Consider the following 20,774-nt stretch of genomic DNA (forward strand, 5'->3'; position numbering starts at 1 on the left):
GTCGACCCCGGCGTCCCGGAGGATCTGCCACACCGTGGAGGCGGCGACCTTGATGCCGAGGACGAGGAGTTCTCCGTGGGTGCGGCGGTGGCCCCAGGTCGGATTCTCTCGTGCCAGGCGCAGCACCAGGAGTCGGATCGAGCGGATGGTCCGTGGTCGGCCGGGCCGCCTGGGGCGGGAACGGGCTGCGTGGCGGTGGGCGAGGAGGTCTCGGTGCCACCGCAGAATCGTCTCCGGGCGTACCAGTAGGCGGAGCCGACGAAGCGCATCGACCGGGAGTCGGTGCAGCAGTGCCGCGAGGAACGCTCGGTCGGCGGGGGAGAACCGTGGACGGGCGTTGCCCAGTTGGCGTTCCAAGACGGTGATCTGATGCCGTAACGCCAGGATTTCCGTGTCCTTGTCCCGGTCGCTCATGGGTAGCAGACGCAGCAAAACGAAGGCGTTGGTCACACTGAGGGAGGCCAGTCGGAGCAGCACAGCCGGTCATCATGCCGTGCTGGACGACATCACGCGGATGGCAACCGTGGCCCGTGAGCGCTTCGGACGCTTGGGCTGCGTATGCCTTTTACCTGCGTGGATGAGGTTATCGGCATGCACAGCGTGGAAGCCGGGGTCGACGGCCCGGCTCCCGGTCGCGAACTCCTCCAGGTCCGGCAGGTAGCTCAGGATGATCTCGACCGGCAGCATCCAGGACAGGCCGCTGGACTCCCGGCGGTTCACGCTCGCCACGATGCCCAGCACCTCGCCGGTCTCCTCGTCGGACACCCCGGCGCCGCTGAACCCCGGCCGCACCGGCGGCTCGCCGGCGACGAGGTTCATCTGCACCCACTCCCAGCCGGGACCCACCCCGGCGGCGAGCACCAGCTTGGTCCACACTCCGTACTCCAAGCCCTGTGGGAACCCTAGGGTGCGCACCGGCCGGTTCCAGCTCAGCGCGGCCCTGCGCAGCGAGGTGCCGAACGCCGCGTCGACCGGGTGGTCCAACCGCAGCAGGGCTACGTCACCGCGCTGGTCGTCGCCCGGCGGCACCAGGCACCCCGGTACCACCCGGGCCAGGGCGGAGGGCACGTCGCGCTGCCCGACGAAGTCCACGACCACCTCGTGGTCGGGTGGCAGGACATGGGCGCACGTGAGCACCGTGCGGTCCCCGAGCAGCACGCCGGCACCCAGGACCGCACCGTCGCGGTCCCGAATGCGTAATCGCCAGGACTCGAACGCCAGCCCCCTTCCACCACCCACGACCGAACCATATGACGTGATCCATGCCAGGGCTGCGTATCGGTGAATCCACCCCCCTAACGGCCCAGTGCCCGCCACAAGCCGCGCCCCGCGACCCGGCCGCGACCCATGACCACCTCTGTTCCTCAGCGGTCCGCCGATTAGGGAGGTGGAGGTGCTGGGAGTCGACGATTTCGCCCTGCGGCGCGGTCGCCGCTACGCGACCGTGTTGCTCGTCGACGCGGTCATCCATTGCCGCGTTGACGTGCTGCCCGACCGCAGGGCCGCGACCCTGACCGCCTGGCTGCGCGAGAATCCGGCGTGTTCATGCTCTGCCGAGCTGCTCGGCCACCTACGCCGAAGCCGTCCGTCAAGGCGCCCCGGACGCCGTCCAGATCGGCGACCGATGGCACACTTGGCTTGATGGACTCGCAAGGCCCTCAGGTCATGAGCACCGTCCGGTGGTTGACTTGGGCCCACGCCTGCACACCATCGGCGAGTCGGAGCCGAACGGGGCGAAGCCCTGGATTTGGCCCTCCCACAGGACGTTGTGCAATCGCTGCCACAGCTGCAGGTCCCGAATCGCCTGTGGCACCGTCGGCGTCATGGCTGCCGAGGTCGGCCGCCCATAGAAGTGGATCAGGAACTCGAATTGCGCCGGGCCTGCGGCGCCGAGCAATCCCGGCGGTTGCACCGTCACCGGACCAACCCGGCTGCCGCGGCTGGGCGTGACAGCTCGCTCAGCACCAGGTGAAGCGCCCTACCAACCACGAGACTGAGGTCCTCAACGAACCGGGCGAGGTCTTCGGTGGTTCCTCCACCAAGGAGCGTGATCGATCGGCGGACGGGATGGTCGCCATGAACTTCCGCGTTCCGCAACCGGTACGCAGCCCTGACGAGCCGCTCTACCTGCGTGCGCCCGACGTTCAGCAGCGGGTCGTCTGCCAGCAACCGCGCAGCGTTCACAGCCGCGGGCGCGGCTTTCTGGGGCCCCTCGATCCCGTGTCGCTTGAGGAACAGGGCTTCGCAGCAGATGACGAGGTCGATGAGCCGGTCCTCTGGCTGGGCCTTGGAATCGGCGAACACGAATCGACGCAACGCCACTTGCAACGACCGCTCCTCTTGAACCGCTGGGTTCCCGAGCGTCTCGTACACCTCGCGTACGGCCTCGACCTGCTCGTCGGTGAGCACCTGCGTCGGCCGGCTGATGTCGGCCGCTACCACGGCTGGCAGGGCAGCGCTGCCGGCCACGGTCGGTGGGAAGTCGTCGTCGTGCTGGGCATGGATCGGACGCGTGGCCACAACAGAGCCACCGCACACGATCCGTAGAGCAGTGACCAACCGCTGTGCCGGTTCCTCCAGCCTCGGGAAGTCGGGAGCTTGCGGCTGCTCAGGCATGCCCTGCTTGTACGACCGGACCGGGTAGCCCTGCTCCCGCATCACGGCCCACTGGTGAAACCTGGAGACCTGCACGCTGTTGGGGCCGCCGCTGAACTCCGCCGGTACCGCCAGGACCTGGATGGCCCGGCTGACCTGGCGGTCAGTCATCGGGCGCAGGGCCACTCCGCCGACCAAGGCGATGTCGGCCATGCTCGACGTGAAGCCGTTGAGCGGGATGAATTCGACGAAGCGGATGGTGTCGGCCCGCAGGCCAGCGTCCAGTCGGTTGAACTGTTGCTCGAAGAGCGCCTCGTTGAACTCGTACGAGCGGCTCGCGATGATCATGGGTTCGAGCAAGTGCTCCACCAAGAGCCAGTCGAGGGGTCGCTGATTCAGCGAGAACTCGGTGCCGACCATGGTGTCGAGTCGGGCGCCCAGGACGGGATCCGCGTCGATCGCGTCGCGAACAGTGGTCATCTCGGTGAAGGTGTTCAGCCAACCGACGACGGTGACCCGCTCGGGCATTTGCCAGGCATTGGGCCGCAGGGCGACGAAGGACTCTTGGCCATACCGCCACCAGTTCCGCCGGTCCGTCAGGTCGCCAACCTGTGGGGCGTCGTTGCGCTCCGCCAGGTCACGCAGCGCGGCGACGAGCAGCGCGGCAACAGCGTTTCGGATCTTGTATCGCGTAAGTGACTGCATCGGCCCCGTACTCTCGCCGTCGACGTCCGGCTCGCGGAGGACCAGTCAGGCGCGAGCCGCACAGCATACAGCCGACGTCCGCTGAGGACACGCGAGAATCATCCGGCGCGTCGGCTTGCGGCTCGCCTCTGAACGCGGCGAACGTCATTCGGCCTCGTCGGCCGAGGACAGCGCCGGGATGATCTCCGCGTGTTTGCGCTGGAGGTAGGCGCGGCTGGTCTGGTCCGTGGAGACCAGTTCGAGCGCCGAGCGGAACGCCTGGACCCTCCGATCAGCCTGATCAAGCAGTTGTCCCCAGGTCACGACCCAGATCCGGTAGCGGGGATTGTTGGTGGTCAGGCCAGGTCGTGCGGGGTCGCTCTACAGGTTGCGGACCGCGTCGTCGACCTCGGTACCGATCAGCCAGAAGTCCCAGTCGTGCGGCGCGCCCACGACCTCTGGATGGGCCGTGATGGCGGACTTCGTGCCGCACCGAAGAGGTCGCGGGTGCGGTTGATTGCCCGTTCGGGTCGGTTGAGGGCTTGTGCGACGTCTCTCCGGGGGCGGGTCGGGGTGTTCGCCGCGTGTCGATCCACTTCCTTGTGGCCGGTGCTGGCGTCGTCGCGGGGTTGGTGCCCGGTGTCACAGGTCGGTGACCGTTACCGACATCGACGGCTCGTCGTCGCTCAGGGCGCGACGCCGGACATGATCGGTTCGATCACGGCGGTGCCCATGCCGATGCGGCCGGTGCGGGTGGGTAGGCGGCCGGTTTGAACGGCCCGACAGGTCACCGGCAGGGCTCCGAACTGGAGATGGGAACGCTGAATGGCCTGCCACCGCCTTGACCTGGGCACAGCTCGACCGCGACCGGGTCGCTCGTTCGGTTGTTGCTGTTGTCGAACTCGATCGGCCCACCGGCGCCCAGCAACCTGTTGCTCCCGTTGATCCCGTTGATGGCGGCGTTGATCTGCGCGCGGGACGGCTCGTTGCCGCGCAGGGTCTGGACCGCCTCGGTGACGGTGCGCAAGGAGTCGTAGGCGTTCACCGCCCAGCCGCCCTCCAGGTGCGCGACCTCGAAACCCAGGTCGACGAACTGGCGGCGGAGGGTGCCGAACTCCGGGTTGTCCTCGAGCGAATCGGCGTCCGCGAGCGGTGTGTAGACCAGGCGCAGCCGGCCGAGCCGGAACATCTCCGACTCCAGCACCGCCGTCCGCGACGCCTCCAGCTCCTTCTCCGCCTCGGGCACGCGCATCCGCACCGCGTCGGAGGTGCTGAAGACCGTGATGGCCGACGGCCCGGCGCACTGGCCGTTGTGCCGCTGGTCCACGATGCGGTGCAGGAACCGTCCCAGATCGCGGCTGCGCGCGGTGTAGAACGCGGTGACCCCGCCGGAACGCCGGCACACCTGTTCGGCCGCCTGCGCCACGGTCCGCGAGTCCTGGGGGTCGAACCGGACCTCTTGGACGTCGTTGCCCAGCTTCCGCGCGACCGGCAACGAGGTGCACGTGTACGGGTCGCGCTCGTCGGTGGGTGTGATGAGCAGGTCCGGTGGGGCGGAGAGGAGGTTCGCGAGCACCGAGATCTGCTTCGTGGTGCGGTGTGCGACGCGGTAGAAGTAGCCGTGACCGACGCCGTCGCGGTAGGTGGCGTTCTGATCGCAGGTTCCGAAGTCCGGGGAGTCGGCCTTCGACCCGTCCGCGTCGAACCCGGCGGCGGTGATGAGGTCGGCGACCATCGGGACCGGCTGACCGGACGAGCCCAGCACGTCGGCGGCGTCCGCGGAGCGTTGGTCGCTCAAACCCATGCCGACGACCGCCAGCACCGAGGGGTCGTCCTTGAGCCGCCGCGCCAGGGTTTCGGCCGCCTGCGCGTCGCCGCCCGCGTTGGCGACCTTGAGCCGCACGGGGAAGCGGCAACCCGCGCCGTTGGCACGCCTCTGCGCGGCGGCGAAGCCCTCCAGCTCCTGCACCATCCGCCCACCGCCGTGGGGGGAGGTGAACGTGGTCAGCACCGCGACGGTCACGATCGGGTGGTCGCCGCGACAGCCGTGGTCGCGAACCGTCCGGTTCTGCTGGTCGATCACGGCCATCACCTTGGTGAACTGGTCGAGCTCGAAGTCGTAGGGCCCTTCGGTCACGCCGACGCACTCACCGTCCTGCGACCACACGTCGCCCGAAGGCCACCCGTCACGGCAGGCCACGTGAGAGGGCAGCCACCGGGCGAGCGACACGGCGGGCACCGCCCCGACGAGCACCACCACGACGACGGCCAGCCGCCACCACTTGCGGTACCGGTTCGGGTGGTAGCCGACGGGCCAGACCCCCAGGCGGTACCTACCCGGCTGAGACATGTGCAGCGGTTCCTTCCGGTCGACGCGGATCAATCCAGCCGTCCCGCGAGCTTGTGGTAGTGCTGTGCGCGCAACACGAACGCCTCGGACGAACCCGCGAGGGAGCGCAGGTCCTTCTCCGCGACGACGTAGCGGCTGCGCAGACCCGCGCGTTCGCTGAGCCGGGAGTCGGACAGCGCGTGGCTCGTGACGAGCAGGCGGTGGACGGGGTCGTCCACCTTCGGGGTGCCCAGGGGGTGCGCGAGGGCGGGCGTGGCGGTGATCGAGTCGAGCAGCTCGAGCCACTCGGTGTCGCCGAGTTCCGGCAGCAGCCCGGTGAGCTCGGCGGCGACGGCGGCCGTCTCGCCGAGCGCGAGCCGGTGGTGCAGGCTGCCGACCACGTCGCCTTGTCGCACCGCCTCGTCGCGCAACGCGGTGAAGACGTCCGTCCAGCGGTGGCCTTCCGTGCGCGCGGCGAGCCTGCGCAGCCCGAGGTAGCGGACGAACCGCGGCAGCGCCTGGTCCGGCCACAGGGACGGGGAGGCCATCAGCTCCAGGGTCGGGTCGAGGCGGAGCAGCTTCGCCAACCGGGTCGCCTCACCGCGGCTGCGGGCGGCCGACAGGGTGGCGAGGTCCTCGGCGACGTGGTCCCCGGCCCCCATGCCCGTCACGACCTTGTCGAGCAGGTGCGCCTCCAGTGTCTTCCGCGAAGTCTTCACCGGCCGGTCGAAGATCTCGTCCACGCGGTCTATGAGCCCGTGGTCGTCCTCAAGGGCGTCCAGGACCGCGACGGTGGCCTCCGCGTGACCGCCGGTGAGCCGATGGGTCACGTCCGCGACCCGCCGGGTGCCCAGGTCGGGCGGCCAGAGGCGGGCGCGGGCGAGGTCGTGGACGTCGGCTTCGGTGAGGTCGCCCAGCACCTCGCGCAGCCACGGGTGACCGGCGTCGACGTCAGGGAGGTCCTGTGACAGCGCGCCGGCGCTCGTGGTCACCACGACCAGCGGGTCGGGCGGGAGCCGGGGCTCGCGCCCGTGGCGGCGACGGCGCCGGTCCACGAGCGCCGTCACGAACGACCGGGCGGCGGCCGTGTCGCCCTCGTCCAGCAGCACGACGGCGTTCCACGGCCGGTTCGCCACCCGGTCGAGGCTTTCACGGAGGTCCGCGAGCATCGCGCCCATCAGGAGGTCGTCCACGTCGGCGCGCACGTCGGAGGTGTCCTTGGCCGCCTGCTTGCTCAGCCGGACCAGTGCGGTGAACTCGTCGAAGTCGTAACCGTTGTCCTGGTGCCGGAACCACGGCAACGCCTCGTCCCAGCTGAACCGGGCGAGCCGGGACGCGCGGCGCAGCCGGTCGACTATGCGCTGCGCGACTCCGTCGACAAACGCGTCACCCATGCCCAACTGAGGTACCAGTGCGCCGAACGAGGACTGCACGACGCTGCCCACCAACCCGATCAAGGCGTCCCGGTCGCGATAGGCGACCAGGCGTGCCTTCATCTCGTCCCTCGAGCGCTTGACGTCGAAGTCGCCTTCGATCGGGCTTTCCATGGCCACATACGCGAGGACGACGCGGGGGAACTTCACCTCGTACGTGCCGACCTTCTCGCTCAACCCCTGCATCACCGCGACGAGCAGCGGGCGCAGCGAATCCACGTCCGCGTCGGCGGCCGACCGGGCGTTGACCAGCGCGGTAGGGGTGTGCGGTTTCCACCGCGCCGCCTGGGTGTCGAGAAACGCGCTGCGCCCCGTGCCGCCGTACCCCTCGATCACGAGCACCGGCGGTTCCTGGGTCAGACCGGTCGGCGGGCGGCCGTCCACCAGGACCAACTGCTCGACGAGGGACACGAGGTTGGAACGACCAACGAACATCTGCGACTTCGCCACCATTCAACCGATTGCGATCTCTGACGATCACAACCCGTCATCGTGGGGTGTCGGGGGATCGTTACGGCTGCGGTTGATGAAAATACGTTCCAGTTCACCTGATATAAGTCATGCAAATAGACCGCAATTATGCGGAATAGTTATGTGAGGGTCACTCTTCCTATCACTGGACCGGTGTCATGAACATCGGATGATCGGAGCCGTTAGGTCGTCAGTCTGTGGAGTGTCAATAGTCGTCCATGTGGTCTGACCTGCGCTTACGCGGTGATGGGTTCGTACTCGTTGATCAGGCCGCCGAGGACTGGTCGGCGACGTATCGAGGTGCAGTTCGGCTCTGCCGTCGGGTGGTCCGGTCGTGGTGGGCCGAGTTGTCGGGCTTGGTGTGGTCTGCGGTGGTTGTAGTGGTTCGCGTAGCGCTGCAGCACGGCCCGCAGGTGGTGTTCGTTAAGGATGAGCAGGCGGTCGGTAGCTTCGCGTCGGATGGTGCCGACGAATCGTTCGGCGTGGGCGTTGGCTCGTGGACACTGCGGTGGGGTCTTCACGACCTTGATGCCGGCGTCGGAGAGGACGGCGTCGAATGAGGTGGTGAACTGGCCGGCCCGGTCTCGGATGAGGAACCGGAAGTCGTCTGCCTGGTCGCCGAGGTTCATCAGTAGGTTGCGGGCTTGTTGGGGGGTCCATGCCCCGTCGGGGTGGGTGGTGGTTCCGAGGATGTGGATGTAGCGGGTGGCGACCTCGATTACGAAGAAGACGTAGACCCGTTGAGCGTCAGGGCGCAGTCGACGTGGAAGAAGTCGCAGGCCAGGATGCTCGAGGCCTGGGCGCGGAGGAACCGTCGCCAGGAGGTGTCGGTGTCGCGCTGGGGCGCGGGCAGTATCCGCAGGCGCTTGAGCACGCGGCGCACGGTCGACGCGGCTACCCGGTGGCCGAGCTTGAGCAGCTCGCCCTGGATCCGGCGGTGACCCAGCGGGCGTTCTCCCGGGCCATCCGCTCGATCAACGCTACGACGGCGTCGTCGACCGGTGGACGCCCGGTGCGCTTCGGGTGGGTCCACTTCTTCGCGACCAGACGTCGGTGCCATCGCAGGAGGGTGCCCGGTGTCACCAACCGGTGCCCACGCAGCAGCCGTGGCAGTCGGCCCGCCAATGCGGCGAGCACCGCGCGATCGGCCCACTCCCACTGCGGACGGGGGTGGACCCGCCGCAGCAAGGCGACCTCGTGCCGCAGCACCAGCAACTCCACGTCCTTGGCCGCCGATGACCGGCCGAGCAGAACCAACCAGCCGACGACCCGGACGAAGATCAGGTACACCAGTCGTAGCGCCACGCCTCACGATCATGCTCCTACAGCACGTAGTGCGCGATCGCCGCAGTTCAACGCCTCAGAGCAGAGTTCTGGCACCCCACACGCTTTCTCGTCGGGCAGCGTCTCGGTGTAGGCCAGGCGGGAGAACCCTCGACCGCGGAGTGCAGGTAGGTGTAGCCGGCGCGGGCACCCTTGTTCTTGGCGCGTCCGACCCGGCGGGCCTGGTCGCTGTCGCGACCAGGCCCGCCATCCGCCGCCGTCGGGGATCACGCCGACCTTCTTGACGTCCAGGTGGAGCATGTGGCCGGGCCATCGGGCGGCGATCCGGCGGGGGCGACGGTTGTTCTCGCCGTTCGGGTCCAGGAACAGCCGGGCCAGGTGCCGTCCGACGGTGCGCGCCGAGATCCGGACGCCGTCGGCTTCCAGTTCCAGGGCGATGCGCCGGGCCGAGTACTTGTGGTCCCGGCGCAGCCGCTCGACGCGGGCCACGACCTCGGCGGGGGTGGCGGTGGGCTGGTGGTGCGGGACGCTGGGCCGGTCGAGCAGTCCGGCCTCGCCATAGCGGCGGTGGCGGTTGACTTCGACTTGCCTGACACGGGGAACATCCTTCCCCAGACCGCTGTCTGGGATCAGGGCGTCCGGTTCAAGGGGACAACCTCATTCCTACCGGTCGAGGCGGAACAGGACGGGGAAGGGCAGGCACGGACATGGCGGCGGCCGATCGTCCGGCGGTGGGGTGTGGAACCTTAACGGGCTCATCTCTGACCCTCCTCATCCTGTGGCGGCTGGCGGATCGCCAGCCGAGAAGAGGACGCGGCGCACCCCGGGACAGAACCGGGGGCAGTCAGCGGGACAAGACCGACAACGACTCACCCGAACGGGTGGTCTCGCGTCCGCTGTGCTACTTCGCCGCCGGCGAGGCCGCCCGACATACCCGCCACCCGATCGCGCTGCACGAGGACGGACGCAGATGGCTACTGATCATCAACGCGCTCCATGGACGGGTCTCGCCCGGCGCACCGCCGACTTGCCCCGGCGGCTGCACGAAAGCGGTCGGTGCCACCGGGACCCATTCTGCGATGCACCGACGCCCGTTACCACGAAAGGGTGAAACAGGGCCATGTGTCGTATCGCTGCCAGCGCTCATCGCACCAATGGACAAAGCCGAACTGCCGAACGGATGGTTTGCCGATGTCCACGTCCATGGTGCTCAGTGTCGACTGCGGACCGGATGGCACGCCCGAGCAGGTGGATGACGCCGCCGCCGGGCTGCGGGAGGAACTGCTCGAACTCGACGTCGACGTCGAGTCACTGACCGGCGGCCCCGCCCCGGCAGGTGCCAAAGGTGACGCCATCACGGCGGGGGCTCTCGTGGTCACGCTGGCCACGTCGGGAACGCTCACCGCGCTGCTCGCGACCCTCCGGGCGTGGATCAACCGGGACGACTCGCGTTCGGTGAAGCTGCGGATCGGCGACCACACCCTCGATGTCCAAGGGCTTCACTCGGACGAGTTGGAGAAGGTACTCAATGAGTGGTCGCACAACCGGTCCGCCGAGTGAAGCGCTCCGCCGGCCGCTGACCAGCTACCAAGGGCTCGAGGCCATCGCCGGCCCGCTGACGACACCGGAGACGGCCGCGGCCACGGTGCGGTTCCGAAGAGTCGTCGCCGGACCGCAGCGGGTCCATCTGTGTTTGCTCGTGTCGGGCAACGCCGTCGCGGCCGTGGGGTTCCTGAGCTGGCTCCTGCCGGTCGTGATGGCAGGAGGATCCTGGCCACAACGCGTATGCGCGCTGTTCGTCATCGTCGTGGAGGTGGTCCGCGCCCTGCAGGCGACGGCGATGTGGGTGTTCTGCCTGGCCGCCCGTGACCCGGTGCCCGTAACCCCGCCTCCTGGGCTGCGAATCGCCGTGCTCACGACGATCGTGCCCTCCAGTGAACCGCTGGGCACCGTGGTGCCGACGCTGCGCGCAATGCGCCGACTCACCTACGACGGCCACGTGGACGTGTGGATTCTCGACGAAGGCGACGATCCGGCCGTGCGCGCCACGGCCGCCCGCCTTGGCGTCCGGCACTTCTCCCGCGCCGGCAGCGCGGAGTTCAACCAGCCATCCGGCCCGTACCGTCGGCGCACCAAGGCTGGCAACCACAACGCCTGGCGGGCCGAGCACGAGTCGAACTACGACATCGTGGCCCAGGTCGACCCCGACCACGTACCCGTTCGGGACTTCCTGCAACGCTCGCTCGGGTACTTCCGCGACCCGGACGTGGGCTACGTGGTGGCGCCGCAGGTCTACGGCAACAGCTCGGACGGCTTCGTGCCACACGCGGCGGCCGCCCAGTCCTACCTGTTCAACGGCATCGTGCAGCGCGGTGGCAACGGACTGGGCGCGCCGCTGCTGATCGGGACCAACCACCTCTACAGGGTCGGTGCCTGGCGCCAGATCGGCGGCTACCAGGACTCGCTCACCGAGGACCACCTCACCGGCATGACGGTGGTGGCGACGACGAACCCGGACACGGGTCGACGATGGAAGGGTGTCTACACCCCCGACGTGCTGGCCATCGGTGAAGGACCGACGAGCTGGACCGACTACTTCAACCAGCAACGCCGTTGGGCCTACGGGGTGTGGGACGTCGTATTGCGCCACAGCCCGCGGTTGATGCCCCGCCTTGCACCCCGGCAACGCTTGGCGTACGGGTTGATGCAGATGTTCTACCCCGGTGCGGCCGTGAGCTGGCTTTGCGGCAACACGGCGACCTGGCTGTACCTGCTGCTACCAGGACTGCACACGACCAACGGCGGCGGCACCTGGCCGGTGCTGTGGAGTGGCACGCTGGTCGCTTGGCTCGCGTTGTTCCTGTGGCTGCGCCGATTCAACCTTGCCGAGCAGGAACGACGTGAGCTCGGGCTCGCGGGACTGGCAATCTCGGCGATGTCCGGGCCGGTCTACGTCGCGGCGGCGGCAGCAGCGGTCGCGAAACGAACGCTGAACTACCGCGTGACGGGGAAGGGCGAGTTCTTCAGCCGGGACTGCCTCCGCACGTTCCTCCAGCACCTCGTCTGGACCGCTTCGGCGCTCGCGGCGCTGGCCGGCGGCCTGTTCCTGACCAGCGCCGACGTCGCTTCGCTGATCTGGATGTCGATCACGCTCACCGCGAGCGCGGCACCATCGCTGATCGCACTCCGGCGACATCTCTCCGGACGACGGTCGGAGGCACCTCAAGGACTGAAGGCGAAGACGTGGCCAGAGCCGTGCTCGCCGTCGTTGTAGCCACCGACCACGTACACGACGCCGTCCACCACCGCGGCACCCACGCCTGCACGCGCCTCAGGCAGTCGTGGCAGGGTCGACTCGCCCGTGCCGCGCCAGCATTCGGCCCGGTCGCTGAACCCATCCGAGAAGTATCCGGCGACGACGCACGGTCCGACCCCCGGCCACCACACACCACCGGGCGCCTCCACCGCAGGGATCGGGTAGCCCAACGACCGCGTGCGGACACTGGTCACCTCGTCTACGGCGCCATAGAGCGATCCGGATCCCTGGTTGCGGTCCCGCCCGCCGACGAACCACACCGTGCCGTTCGAGTCAGTCACCGCCGCCAGTTTCTCCCTGGCCACTTGCAGTGGCGGCAGTTCGCGCCACGCGTTCTGCTCCAACGCCCACACAGTGGCGGTTGCCTGTTGATCCGGTGACACACCGCCGGCGAACACCACACGGCTGCCGTCCCATGCCGCCGCACCGGCCGTCCGCGGACCGGGCAGCCGCTGATCCGGAACCCAATGCCCGTCTGGCCTGTCCAGCCGCCACACCTCGGCCACCGCGCCCGCCTGTGCCCAGCCCCCGAGCAGATACAGTTGTGGCCCGTTGCTCACGAGGGCCGCATGGCTCAGCGCCACGGGCAAGCGAGGACCGGACGACCACTTGCCGGTGTGAGGCTGGTAGACCTGCACCGCATCAAGCTTGCGCCGGTCCGCGTCGGGCGAGATCCCTCCCGCCACCCAGACACCGCCCAGGTGCGCCGTCGTCGCGGCCGCTTCCAATGGCGTGGGCAGGTCCGCTAGCCGCGTCCACTGCGGTTCGGGCGACGGGCGCAACACCACGATCCCGATGACGAGCAACAGCACCAACACCACCGTGCTGGCCGTCCACCGCCACCTCGACCAGTCCCGTCCCGGTCGGTCTCGTGGCTCGGCGCCCGAGGGCTCGACCGGGACGAGCGCAGGGCCGGGAGAGGGAGGCGCCGGCACGAACTCCAGACTCGTCCGGGCGGAAGCACGGGGATCACGGGCGAGGTAGAGGGTCCCGTGCAGGCTCGCGAACATGCCGGGGGTCTGCGTTCCGGTCGTGTTCTCCTGAACCGATTCGTAGACGTACTCGTAGAGGTCGTGGACCGACACCCTGCCGTCACCGTCGCGATCGGCCGCACCGGTGCTCAGACCCTGCACCACCGCAGCGGTGAACACCGACGGCGCGGCGGCGTTCATCGACAGCTGTTCGCCCTCGAACGCGTACTCCATCGCGTTCGAAGCCGTGAGAACGGCGCGACCGTGCCCGTCGAAACGCTCGCGGACGTGCATGTCGTAGGTGGATTTGCTGCCGAACCGGGTGAAGGCACCGCTGTAACAGCAGTCGAGCAGCAGGACGATCCGGCGTGACCGGCTCCGGTTCATCTGTTCGTTGACGAACTGGGCCGAAACACCGGTGGCCGCCAGTCGGTGCAGTTTCGTGTTCCGCACGGCGAAGTAGAGCCGCCCGTCGGGATCCTTGACCCCGTGGCAGGACAGGTAGAGCAGCAACAAGTCGTCGCGGCGGCGGTCGGCGAAGAAGCCTTCGATCTCCTCCGCCACCACAGCGGCCGACTCGTCGACCAGCGTGTTCACCTCGAAGTCGCATATCCGCTGATCACGCAACACCGACGCGAGGATTTCCACGTCCGCCGTCGGCGCGCGCAGCGCACGGAACTTCTCATCGTCATACGAGCCGTTGGCGACGACCAGCGCGACTCTTGCACCCGACATGATCACCATCTCGTAGAAGCACGGCTGACGGGACTGCGGTCTGCAGGTTCGGACACCGCAACATTAGGGACGGGCCAGCGGACAGCAACGCCAACTGGGCGACTACCACTCGATGGAGTGAAATTCGAGGATCCGCTCGATGGATCGGCTGACCCGACCCCACGTCGGCTGACCGTCCGCAAGATCCTCAACGAACACCACCTGCGGACAGTGCTGCAGCGCTACGCGAACCACTACAACCACCGCAGACCACCAAGCCCTACTACTCGGCCCACCACAACCGGACCACCCGACCGCGGAGCCAGGCTGCAACTCGATACGTCGCCGACCAGTCCTCAGCGGCCTGATCAACGAGTACGAACCCGCAGCAGCCTAACCCCAGGTCAGACCCTACGGCCGACTTCTGGAACCCCACAGGATCCGCCGATGACCCCATCGGGGGTTCTCCCGGGCGAGTCGCAGCACGAGCGTCTTGACCGCGGATCGTGTCGGTGGGCGTCCGATGCGTCGACGCGCGGAGTGGTCCCACTTGCGGGCCACGAGTCCGCGGTGACCGGGAAGACCTTCCGCCACCGGCGGCGATCCACCAGCCCGGCCAGGGCAGCGAACCAGAACCGATCGGCGGGCTCGTAGCGGACCGGACCTGCCAGTTGCCGGCGCAGGACCGCGTTCTCGTGCCGCAGCACGAGCAGCTCGGCGTCCTTCACCGCCTCGCTGCGCAGCAGCACCGACGGGACGGACAGCAACCTCCGGGTCGTCTTGTACAGCAGGGACACGATCGCCCGGCCATGCTCCCAAAGACGACGGCGCTCTCGCTCTACCAGCGGCGATGAATTTTCGAGCGGCACAAGGTCCACTTCTTCGCGACCAGACGTCGGTGCCATCGCAGGACGGTGCCCGGTGTCACCAACCGGTGCTCACGTAGCAGTCGTGGCAATCGGCCCGCCAATGCGGCGGGCACGGCGCGATCGGCCCACTGCCACCGCGGACGGGGTTTGGCCCGGCGCAGCACGGCGACCTCATGCCGCAACACCAGCAACTCCACGTCCTTGGCCGATGACGGCCGGCCGAGCAGAACCAACCAGCCACCGAGTCGCACGAAGATCAGGTACAGCAGTCGTAACGCCACACCTCACGATCCTGCCTCGGAGGCCCAGAGGGCAGGATCGCCGCAGCGCAGCGTCCCAGTGCAGAGTTTTGACACCCCACAGGCACGCGCGGCGGCTGGGCATCGACGTGTGCGACACGCTGCTAGGGACTGTGGCCGCCGCGTTGAACTTGGTCGCAGCTTGTCGTGAGCAGGCCGGTCATGCTCGACGGTCGCCGATCGCGGGCTGACCGTCGGGCTTGACCGGCGGCCGACGCGCGGTCGTGTGGCACGGACGCAGGCGGGAAGCGGCCGGTGTGGGCGCGGCGAGCGCCGACGGGTCGCTGCCGGGCTCAGACCTCGGCGGGGCTGGTGGCGGGGTTGGGTTCGGGGGTCAGGTGGGGGATGGACTGGCGGGCGTGCAGGTCGGGGGCGAGCCGGGTGGCGGGCAGTTTGCGGCGGTTGCCGCTGTCGCCGGTCTCCCAGTAGATCGGGCCGGAGCCGGAGGGGTATTCGCCGGTGACGTAGTAGTCGGTGTTGAACCCGAGGTTGGCCTGGTCGCCGAGGGTGTCGCCGTTGGCGCGGATGGGCAGCAGGGTGTGGTGTTCCATCCACAGGCAGGCCGAGCTGCGGGGCGGGACGCTCAGGCCGCGGGTCTTGGTGACCTCGCGCATGATGCTGATGTCGGTGCGGCGTTCGTAGCCGATCTCGACCGTGGTCGACACCGAGGTGGTCACGGTGGTCTCCACGCCGATGCCGAAGGGCTTGGCTCCGGCGGAGACGCCGACCTTGACGCCGACGGTGACACCGGTGGTCTGGCTGAAGGTCTCGCCGCTGGTCTGGGTCACGCCGGTGGTGATCGACTCCGACTCATCCTGGGGCTCAGTGCCGTTGCGGTTGTCGCGGAACAGCACCAGTTCGTAGTGGCGCTTGCGGCGCAGCTTGTAGAAGGGGGAGTTCTCCACCTTCCACTTCTCGTCCCGGGCGGCATCGTGCACCAGGTAGTAGGGCACGGTGACCTCGCGGTCGGTGATGACCGTCTGCGCCGGGGGCCGGGAGTAAGAGGTCAGCTCCGGAATTTCCGGGCCGTCGTTCTTGTCGATCACCGCGGGCAGGTCCAGAATCCACGTGGTGTCCGTCGGCGCCGGGTGGTCGGACGACGTGACGGCGGTGAAGTTGCCCACCGGCAGGTACAGGTGCTCGTCCTCGTCGCCGTCGGGGTACGGGGGCGTCACGATCGACCACACCCGCGTGCCCCCACTGGATTGGCAGAGCAGGGTCCCGCACTCGCCCTGACGCACGTAGGTGCGGCCGTCGGTGTGCTCGCCCCGCTTCACACACGCCGTCCTGGCCCAGGTGTCCACTGCCGGTTCGTCCTGTTCCCAGGGGGCGATGATGTCGCCTAGAGCGACGTACCCCTCGGGAGGCACCGGGCGCCACACCCCCCAGGGGTACCCGGGCACGCTGCTGGGCAGTTGGGCGACCTTGACAAAGCCAACCGGGTCCCGCAGCAGGCTCCGGTCGGCAGAGCGGTCCTTCAGCATCAACACACCCGTCTTGCCCGTCATCCCCCCCGGCCCCATCTTCAGCCCGGTGGGGAACAACTCCCGCGTCCACTCTTTGGTCGGGTTATAAGCCGTGTATACGAGCGGAGGACCGATGATGAGGTCGAAAACCGTTCCCGTCAGTTGGAACGACAGCTCCAGATCCCCGTAGCGCTGCGTCGTGTTCACCCGTGGCCTCCCGTCTACAGGCGATGGACGTCGTCCCCGGCGCATGAAGTGCAACGGCGTCCCGGCCCCTCCATCCACGACGGCGAACCCCACCCCTTAGTCACAGTTGTAACGATTTCGATACTTACAGCCACCGACTGTGAGCGCTACCAAACTCACTCGTCCGTGTGGACCAGCCTCCGAGGAGCGTCGAAGGGGTCTGTCAAACGAGCCGGTGTAACTCGGGTTGAAGAGGGTTACTTGCGTCCGGCGGCCAGGCGGCCGTCGAAGGCGATCTCGAAGGCGTTGAGGGCGGGCTTCCAGCGGATGATCCAGCGTTTGCGTCCGGTGCCGGTCGGGTCCAGGCTCATCACCGCGAGGTAGACGCACTTGAGCGCGGCCTGCTCGTTGGGGAAATGGCCTCGTGCCTTGACCGCGCGGCGGATGCGGGCGTTCACGCTCTCGATGGCGTTGGTCGAGCAGATCACCCGCCGGATCTCCACGTCGAAGGCCAGGAAGCGCACGAACTCGGCCCAGGCGTTGTCCCAGAGCCTGACGATCGCCGGATAGCGGGCGCCCCAGGCGTCGGCGAACTCGGCGAACCGCTCCTTGGCGGCTGTGGGGTGCCAATAGTCGGCCGCACGGCCTGAACTGCGCTTACGCGGTCGCGGGTTCGTGCTCGTTGATCAGGCCGCCGAGGACTGGTCGGCGGCGTATCGAGGTGCGGCCCGGCTCTGCGATCGGGTGGTCCGGTCGTGGTGGCGCGAGTTGCAGTGCTCGGTGTGGCGGGATCTTCACGACGTGGACGCCTGCGTCGGAGAGGGCCGCGTCGAACGAGGTGGTGAACTGGCCGGCCCGGTCGCGGATGAGGACCCGGAAGTCGTCTGTCAGGTTGCCCAGGTCCATCAGCAGGTTGCGGGCTTGTTGTGTGGTCCAGAGGTCGCGCTCGCGGCGGGACGGGGCGGCCTGTCGAGCCACCCAGCCGCGGTAGGTGGAGGAGGCGACGCCCAGGACCCGGAGGACGAACTCGACCCCGAAGCGGCCGCGAAGCTGCTGCACGAGCTTCACGACCGTCGCCGGGTCGGGTCGAGTTCCGCCGCGAAAAACGCGGAAGCGGCCTTGAGGGTCTCGTTGGCCCGCTTGAGTTCCGCGTTCTCCTTGCGCAGCCGGCGCAGCTCCTCCGACTCGGTGGTCGTGGACCGGTCGTCCCGTTCGCCGCGGTCGGCCTCGTCCTGCCGGATCCAGTTCCGCAACGCCTCGGGGTGCACGCCCAGCTGCTCGGCCAGGCGCCGGATCATCGGCTTGGTGTCCGACTCCCGGTACAACCGGACCGCACGGGACCTCAACTCGTCGGGGTACTTCTTCGGTGGTGCCACGGACGGCTCCCTTCAGGCCCTATCGGACCATGTCTGGAAAGCCATCGAGCTACCAAGGGGAACCTCACAGGCTGTCGGACTGTTCAGCCGGTTCTCCAGCAGTCCATGATCTCTTGCGGTCCCCATACGAGGTCGGCGTCGTCGGTGTCGATGTCGACTCCGGACAGGGCCACGACGGCTAGGCCGGAGCGGACTGTTTCGTAGCCTGGGACGTGGTTGGCGGAGTGGCGGAGCGTTTGGAGGTCGTGGCGGTCGAAGGTGCTGCCGATCCATTTGATCGACCCGGCGAAGTCGATGTGGTCGGCGACGGGGGAGCGGTCGGCTCCGACGAGGTCGATCTCGGGGTTGTGTTGGCGGTTCCACCAGCCGCCTACCGCGGCGGTGTCGGGCCAGGGCAGTTCGCCGGCTTGTCCGGCGAGTTCCAGTGCCTCGCGGATGAGTGGTTCGACCGCGCGTCCGCGCCAGCTGGTCCATTGGCGTTGCAGGACGCGGGCGCCGACGTGGGGGCGTCCGCGGCGGGCTTGTTCCTGGACGGCACGTCCGATGGGCAGGTAGAAGCGCAGGTTGCTGTCGGCGATTCGGTAGAGGGCCGGTTTGCCGGGCTTGGTGGAGAGTGGGTGGTCCACCGCCAGGACTCGTTTCTCCTCGGTGAGTCGGCGCAGCAGCGGCGACAGTGTCCCGGAGGGGATGTGTCCCTGGTTGCTTCCGGCGGTGGCGGCGATGTTGGCGTGGGTGCGGTTGTCCCCGCCGATCGATTCCACGACGCGGTGGGCCTGATCGGGTGAGGGGAACTCGGCCAGCAGGGAGGACTCCGGCACGCCGAACAGGGGCGCGGCCGGGTCGTCGCACTCCCTGCGCAGGAAGTCGGCCGGTGGCATGGCGTGGGGCCAGCTGCGGATGATGCCGGGCAGTCCACCGGTGACGAGGTGGGCGTCGATGGCGTCCACCGCGTCCAAACCGAGGGCTTGTCCGGTCTCGGCGGGGTTGAGCGGTCCGAGCACGAGATTGTCCGCGCGTCCGTAGAAGGGGCGGTCGTAGGCGGTGAGGCGTTCCATCATGTGCAGGTCGCTGCCCAGCAGCACCAGCAACACCGGGCGCCGCGACCACAACCGGTCCCACGCGGTCTGCAACGCGCCGTCGAAGACCGCGTCCTGTTCCGCCAACCACGGCAACTCGTCGAGCACCACGACCGTCGGGGTGTCCGGCAATGTCGCGCCCAGGACGCGGAACGCGTCGGGCCATCCGCCGGTGACCCCGGTGGGCGGGCCGACCTGGCCGGCGGCCAGGGACGAGTCGGCGAGTTCGGCGAGGAAGGTGATGATCGACTCGACAGAGGACGCGCCCTTGGTGGCGGCGAAGTAGAAGTAGGGGACGTCGGCGCGGTCGCAGAACTCCTGAACCAATCGGGACTTGCCCACCTGCCGCCGTCCGCGGACGGCGATCGCGGCACCTTCCCGTGAGGTGATCACCCGCTCGAGGCGCTTGCGCAAGAGACGCAGCTCGGCCTGTCTGCCCACGAAACCCGACATGGACACTAGTGTAGATGGAATCTACATAGATTGCATCTACACACTTCGAAGCTGCGGGCCCGATTGCGTCGCCCCCGGTTCTCGTGAAGTACCTGTGGGTGTGGGGCGCCAGTAGTCGGCCACAGGGCCTGACCTGCGGTTAGGCGGCTGTGGGTTCGTACTCGTTGATCAGGCCGCCGAGGACTGGTCGGCGACGTATCGACGTGCAGCTCGGCTCTACTGCTGGCCTGTCCGGTCGTGGTGGTGCGAGTTGGAGGCTCGGTGTGGGCGGCGGTGGTTGTAGCGGTCCGCGTAGCGGTCCAGCACTGTCCGCAGGTGGCGTTGGTTGATGATGAGCAGGCGGTCGGTGGCTTCACGTCGGACGGTCTCGACGAACCGTTCGGCGTGGGCGTTGGCTCGCGGGCACCGTGGTGGGAGCTTCACGACCTGGATACCGGTAGCGGAGAAGACCGCGTCGAACGAGGCGGTGAACTGACCGGCCCGGTCGCGGATGAGGAATCGGAAGCCGTCTGCCCGGTCGCCGAGGTTGAGGCGGCCACCCGGTGGCCGAGCTTGAGCAGTTCGCCTTGGATCCTGCGGTAGCCCCAACTGGTGTTCTCCCGCGCCATTCGTTCGATCAGCGCCACGATGGTGTCGTCGACCGGAGTCGGCCGGTGTGACTGGGATAGGTCCACTTCCGCGCGACCAGGCGCCGGTGCCATCGCAGGAGCGTTCCCGGTGTCACCAACCGGTGCTCACGCAGCAGCCGGGCGAGTCGGCGAACCAGCGCGGCGAGTACAGCTCGATCGGCCCACTCCCACCGCGGGCGGGGGTTGGTCCGGCGCAGCACGGCGACCTCGTGCCGCAGTACCAGCAGTTCGATGTCCCTGGCCGCGGAAGACCGGCTGAGCAGGACCAGCCAGTGGCCGAGTCGGACGAAGATCAGGTACAGCAGTCGTAACGCCACGCCTAACGATCATGCCCATTAGGCCCAGCGTGCGCGATCGTCGCAGCTCAGCGTCCCAGTGCAGAGTTCTGACACCCCACATGACGACCGAGGTGGCCCTGCAGGGGTTCCTCGACGCCCTCGGGGGTCGACGCGACTCGGCTACCGCTCGACCTGCACGCCCACGTGGGCCACTACCGGAGCCTGCTCAAATGGGAGGAGGTTCCTTGTCGTCAGCCCACTACAACCACCGCCGACCCCGCCGAGCGCTCCAGCTCGCGGGTTCGTACTCGTTGATCAGATCGCGGTGCTTGAGAGCTATCTGAA

The 20,774-nt window shown here is 68.3% G+C and carries 18 protein-coding genes and 4 pseudogenes; 3 read left to right on the top strand and 19 right to left on the bottom strand.

The window, feature by feature from the left end; all coding sequences use genetic code 11:
- Both AB0H12_RS20385 and AB0H12_RS20390 read right to left on the bottom strand, forming a co-directional pair.
- Positions 1-477 (bottom strand): annotated as a pseudogene (locus AB0H12_RS20385) (integrase); the annotation flags it as partial.
- Positions 478-486: 9 nt separating this feature from the next.
- Entirely contained in the window at positions 487-1,239 is a 753-nt protein-coding gene (locus tag AB0H12_RS20390) for a S1 family peptidase (protein ID WP_499624429.1), read from the bottom strand.
- Between the two features lie 133 nt (positions 1,240-1,372).
- On the opposite strand from AB0H12_RS20390, the pseudogene AB0H12_RS20395 reads away from it, so the two are divergent.
- A pseudogene (locus AB0H12_RS20395) lies at positions 1,373-1,637 on the top strand (transposase); the annotation flags it as partial.
- A gap of 277 nt (positions 1,638-1,914) precedes the next feature.
- Here AB0H12_RS20395 and AB0H12_RS20400 read toward each other — a convergent pair.
- From AB0H12_RS20400 to AB0H12_RS20435, 8 genes and pseudogenes are all read right to left on the bottom strand, one after another.
- Positions 1,915-3,300 (bottom strand): hypothetical protein, encoded by a 1,386-nt coding sequence (locus AB0H12_RS20400; protein WP_499624430.1) that lies wholly within the window; start codon positions 3,298-3,300, stop codon positions 1,915-1,917.
- A gap of 144 nt (positions 3,301-3,444) precedes the next feature.
- A complete protein-coding gene (locus tag AB0H12_RS20405) occupies positions 3,445-3,603 on the bottom strand; it encodes a hypothetical protein (RefSeq protein WP_499624431.1) in 159 nt (52 codons plus the stop codon).
- A gap of 463 nt (positions 3,604-4,066) precedes the next feature.
- Positions 4,067-5,629: an ABC transporter substrate-binding protein gene (locus AB0H12_RS20410; RefSeq protein WP_499624432.1), complete on the bottom strand. Its 1,563-nt coding sequence runs from the start codon at positions 5,627-5,629 to the stop codon at positions 4,067-4,069.
- Between the two features lie 29 nt (positions 5,630-5,658).
- The gene (locus tag AB0H12_RS20415; protein WP_499624433.1) at positions 5,659-7,476 is read right to left on the bottom strand and encodes a hypothetical protein; all 1,818 of its coding nucleotides are present in this window, start codon (positions 7,474-7,476) and stop codon (positions 5,659-5,661) included.
- Positions 7,477-7,748: 272 nt separating this feature from the next.
- A complete protein-coding gene (locus AB0H12_RS20420) occupies positions 7,749-8,141 on the bottom strand; it encodes an integrase core domain-containing protein (protein WP_499624434.1) in 393 nt (130 codons plus the stop codon).
- Positions 8,142-8,230: 89 nt separating this feature from the next.
- Complete coding sequence (locus AB0H12_RS20425) at positions 8,231-8,386, bottom strand: hypothetical protein (protein ID WP_499624435.1); 156 nt, start codon at positions 8,384-8,386, stop codon at positions 8,231-8,233.
- 20 nt (positions 8,387-8,406) lie between these two features.
- On the bottom strand, positions 8,407-8,817 hold the full coding sequence (locus tag AB0H12_RS20430; protein WP_499624436.1) for an integrase: 411 nt from the start codon (positions 8,815-8,817) through the stop codon (positions 8,407-8,409).
- Between the two features lie 81 nt (positions 8,818-8,898).
- Positions 8,899-9,375: pseudogene (locus tag AB0H12_RS20435) on the bottom strand (helix-turn-helix domain-containing protein); the annotation flags it as partial.
- 528 nt (positions 9,376-9,903) lie between these two features.
- On the opposite strand from AB0H12_RS20435, the gene AB0H12_RS20440 reads away from it, so the two are divergent.
- Both AB0H12_RS20440 and AB0H12_RS20445 read left to right on the top strand, forming a co-directional pair.
- Positions 9,904-10,356 (top strand): effector-associated constant component EACC1, encoded by a 453-nt coding sequence (locus tag AB0H12_RS20440; protein ID WP_499624437.1) that lies wholly within the window; start codon positions 9,904-9,906, stop codon positions 10,354-10,356.
- Entirely contained in the window at positions 10,325-12,070 is a 1,746-nt protein-coding gene (locus tag AB0H12_RS20445) for a glycosyltransferase family 2 protein (RefSeq protein ID WP_499624438.1), read from the top strand. Before AB0H12_RS20440 ends, AB0H12_RS20445 begins: the two co-directional genes overlap by 32 nt.
- Here the strand turns inward: AB0H12_RS20445 and AB0H12_RS20450 are convergent.
- From AB0H12_RS20450 to AB0H12_RS20490, 9 genes and pseudogenes are all read right to left on the bottom strand, one after another.
- A complete protein-coding gene (locus AB0H12_RS20450) occupies positions 12,019-13,827 on the bottom strand; it encodes a caspase, EACC1-associated type (protein WP_499624439.1) in 1,809 nt (602 codons plus the stop codon). The two genes, AB0H12_RS20445 and AB0H12_RS20450, sit on opposite strands and share 52 nt — an antisense overlap.
- Before the next feature lie 808 nt (positions 13,828-14,635).
- Positions 14,636-14,947, bottom strand: coding sequence for an integrase (locus tag AB0H12_RS20455; RefSeq protein WP_499624440.1), 312 nt, complete (start codon positions 14,945-14,947; stop codon positions 14,636-14,638).
- A 311-nt stretch (positions 14,948-15,258) separates the two neighbouring features.
- On the bottom strand, positions 15,259-16,731 hold the full coding sequence (locus AB0H12_RS20460) for a hypothetical protein (protein WP_499624441.1): 1,473 nt from the start codon (positions 16,729-16,731) through the stop codon (positions 15,259-15,261).
- Between the two features lie 143 nt (positions 16,732-16,874).
- Positions 16,875-17,234 (bottom strand): annotated as a pseudogene (locus AB0H12_RS20465) (transposase); the annotation flags it as partial.
- Between the two features lie 40 nt (positions 17,235-17,274).
- A complete protein-coding gene (locus AB0H12_RS20470) occupies positions 17,275-17,676 on the bottom strand; it encodes a hypothetical protein (protein ID WP_499624442.1) in 402 nt (133 codons plus the stop codon).
- Positions 17,677-17,681: 5 nt separating this feature from the next.
- Positions 17,682-17,993, bottom strand: a complete 312-nt coding sequence (locus AB0H12_RS20475) for a transposase (protein WP_499624443.1) — start codon at positions 17,991-17,993, stop codon at positions 17,682-17,684.
- A gap of 83 nt (positions 17,994-18,076) precedes the next feature.
- Positions 18,077-19,522, bottom strand: a complete 1,446-nt coding sequence (locus tag AB0H12_RS20480) for an ATP-binding protein (protein WP_499624444.1) — start codon at positions 19,520-19,522, stop codon at positions 18,077-18,079.
- A gap of 216 nt (positions 19,523-19,738) precedes the next feature.
- On the bottom strand, positions 19,739-19,945 hold the full coding sequence (locus AB0H12_RS20485; RefSeq protein ID WP_499624445.1) for an integrase core domain-containing protein: 207 nt from the start codon (positions 19,943-19,945) through the stop codon (positions 19,739-19,741).
- A 193-nt stretch (positions 19,946-20,138) separates the two neighbouring features.
- Complete coding sequence (locus AB0H12_RS20490; protein WP_499624446.1) at positions 20,139-20,468, bottom strand: integrase; 330 nt, start codon at positions 20,466-20,468, stop codon at positions 20,139-20,141.
- Positions 20,469-20,774: the final 306 nt, after the last annotated feature.

The organism is Actinosynnema sp. NPDC023794, assembly GCF_040639675.1.
Taxonomy (GTDB): domain Bacteria; phylum Actinomycetota; class Actinomycetes; order Mycobacteriales; family Pseudonocardiaceae; genus Actinosynnema; species Actinosynnema luteola.

Bases quoted from the DNA above. Each gene is read 5' to 3' on its own strand.
- AB0H12_RS20400 (WP_499624430.1), bottom strand. From the start codon at position 3,300: ATGCAGTCACTTACGCGATACAAGATCCGAAACGCTGTTGCCGCGCTG.
- AB0H12_RS20410 (WP_499624432.1), bottom strand. From the start codon at position 5,629: ATGTCTCAGCCGGGTAGGTACCGCCTGGGGGTCTGGCCCGTCGGCTAC.
- AB0H12_RS20415 (WP_499624433.1), bottom strand. From the start codon at position 7,476: ATGTTCGTTGGTCGTTCCAACCTCGTGTCCCTCGTCGAGCAGTTGGTC.
- AB0H12_RS20420 (WP_499624434.1), bottom strand. From the start codon at position 8,141: ATGAACCTCGGCGACCAGGCAGACGACTTCCGGTTCCTCATCCGAGAC.
- AB0H12_RS20445 (WP_499624438.1), top strand. From the start codon at position 10,325: ATGAGTGGTCGCACAACCGGTCCGCCGAGTGAAGCGCTCCGCCGGCCG.
- AB0H12_RS20450 (WP_499624439.1), bottom strand. From the start codon at position 13,827: ATGGTGATCATGTCGGGTGCAAGAGTCGCGCTGGTCGTCGCCAACGGC.
- AB0H12_RS20480 (WP_499624444.1), bottom strand. From the start codon at position 19,522: ATGTCGGGTTTCGTGGGCAGACAGGCCGAGCTGCGTCTCTTGCGCAAG.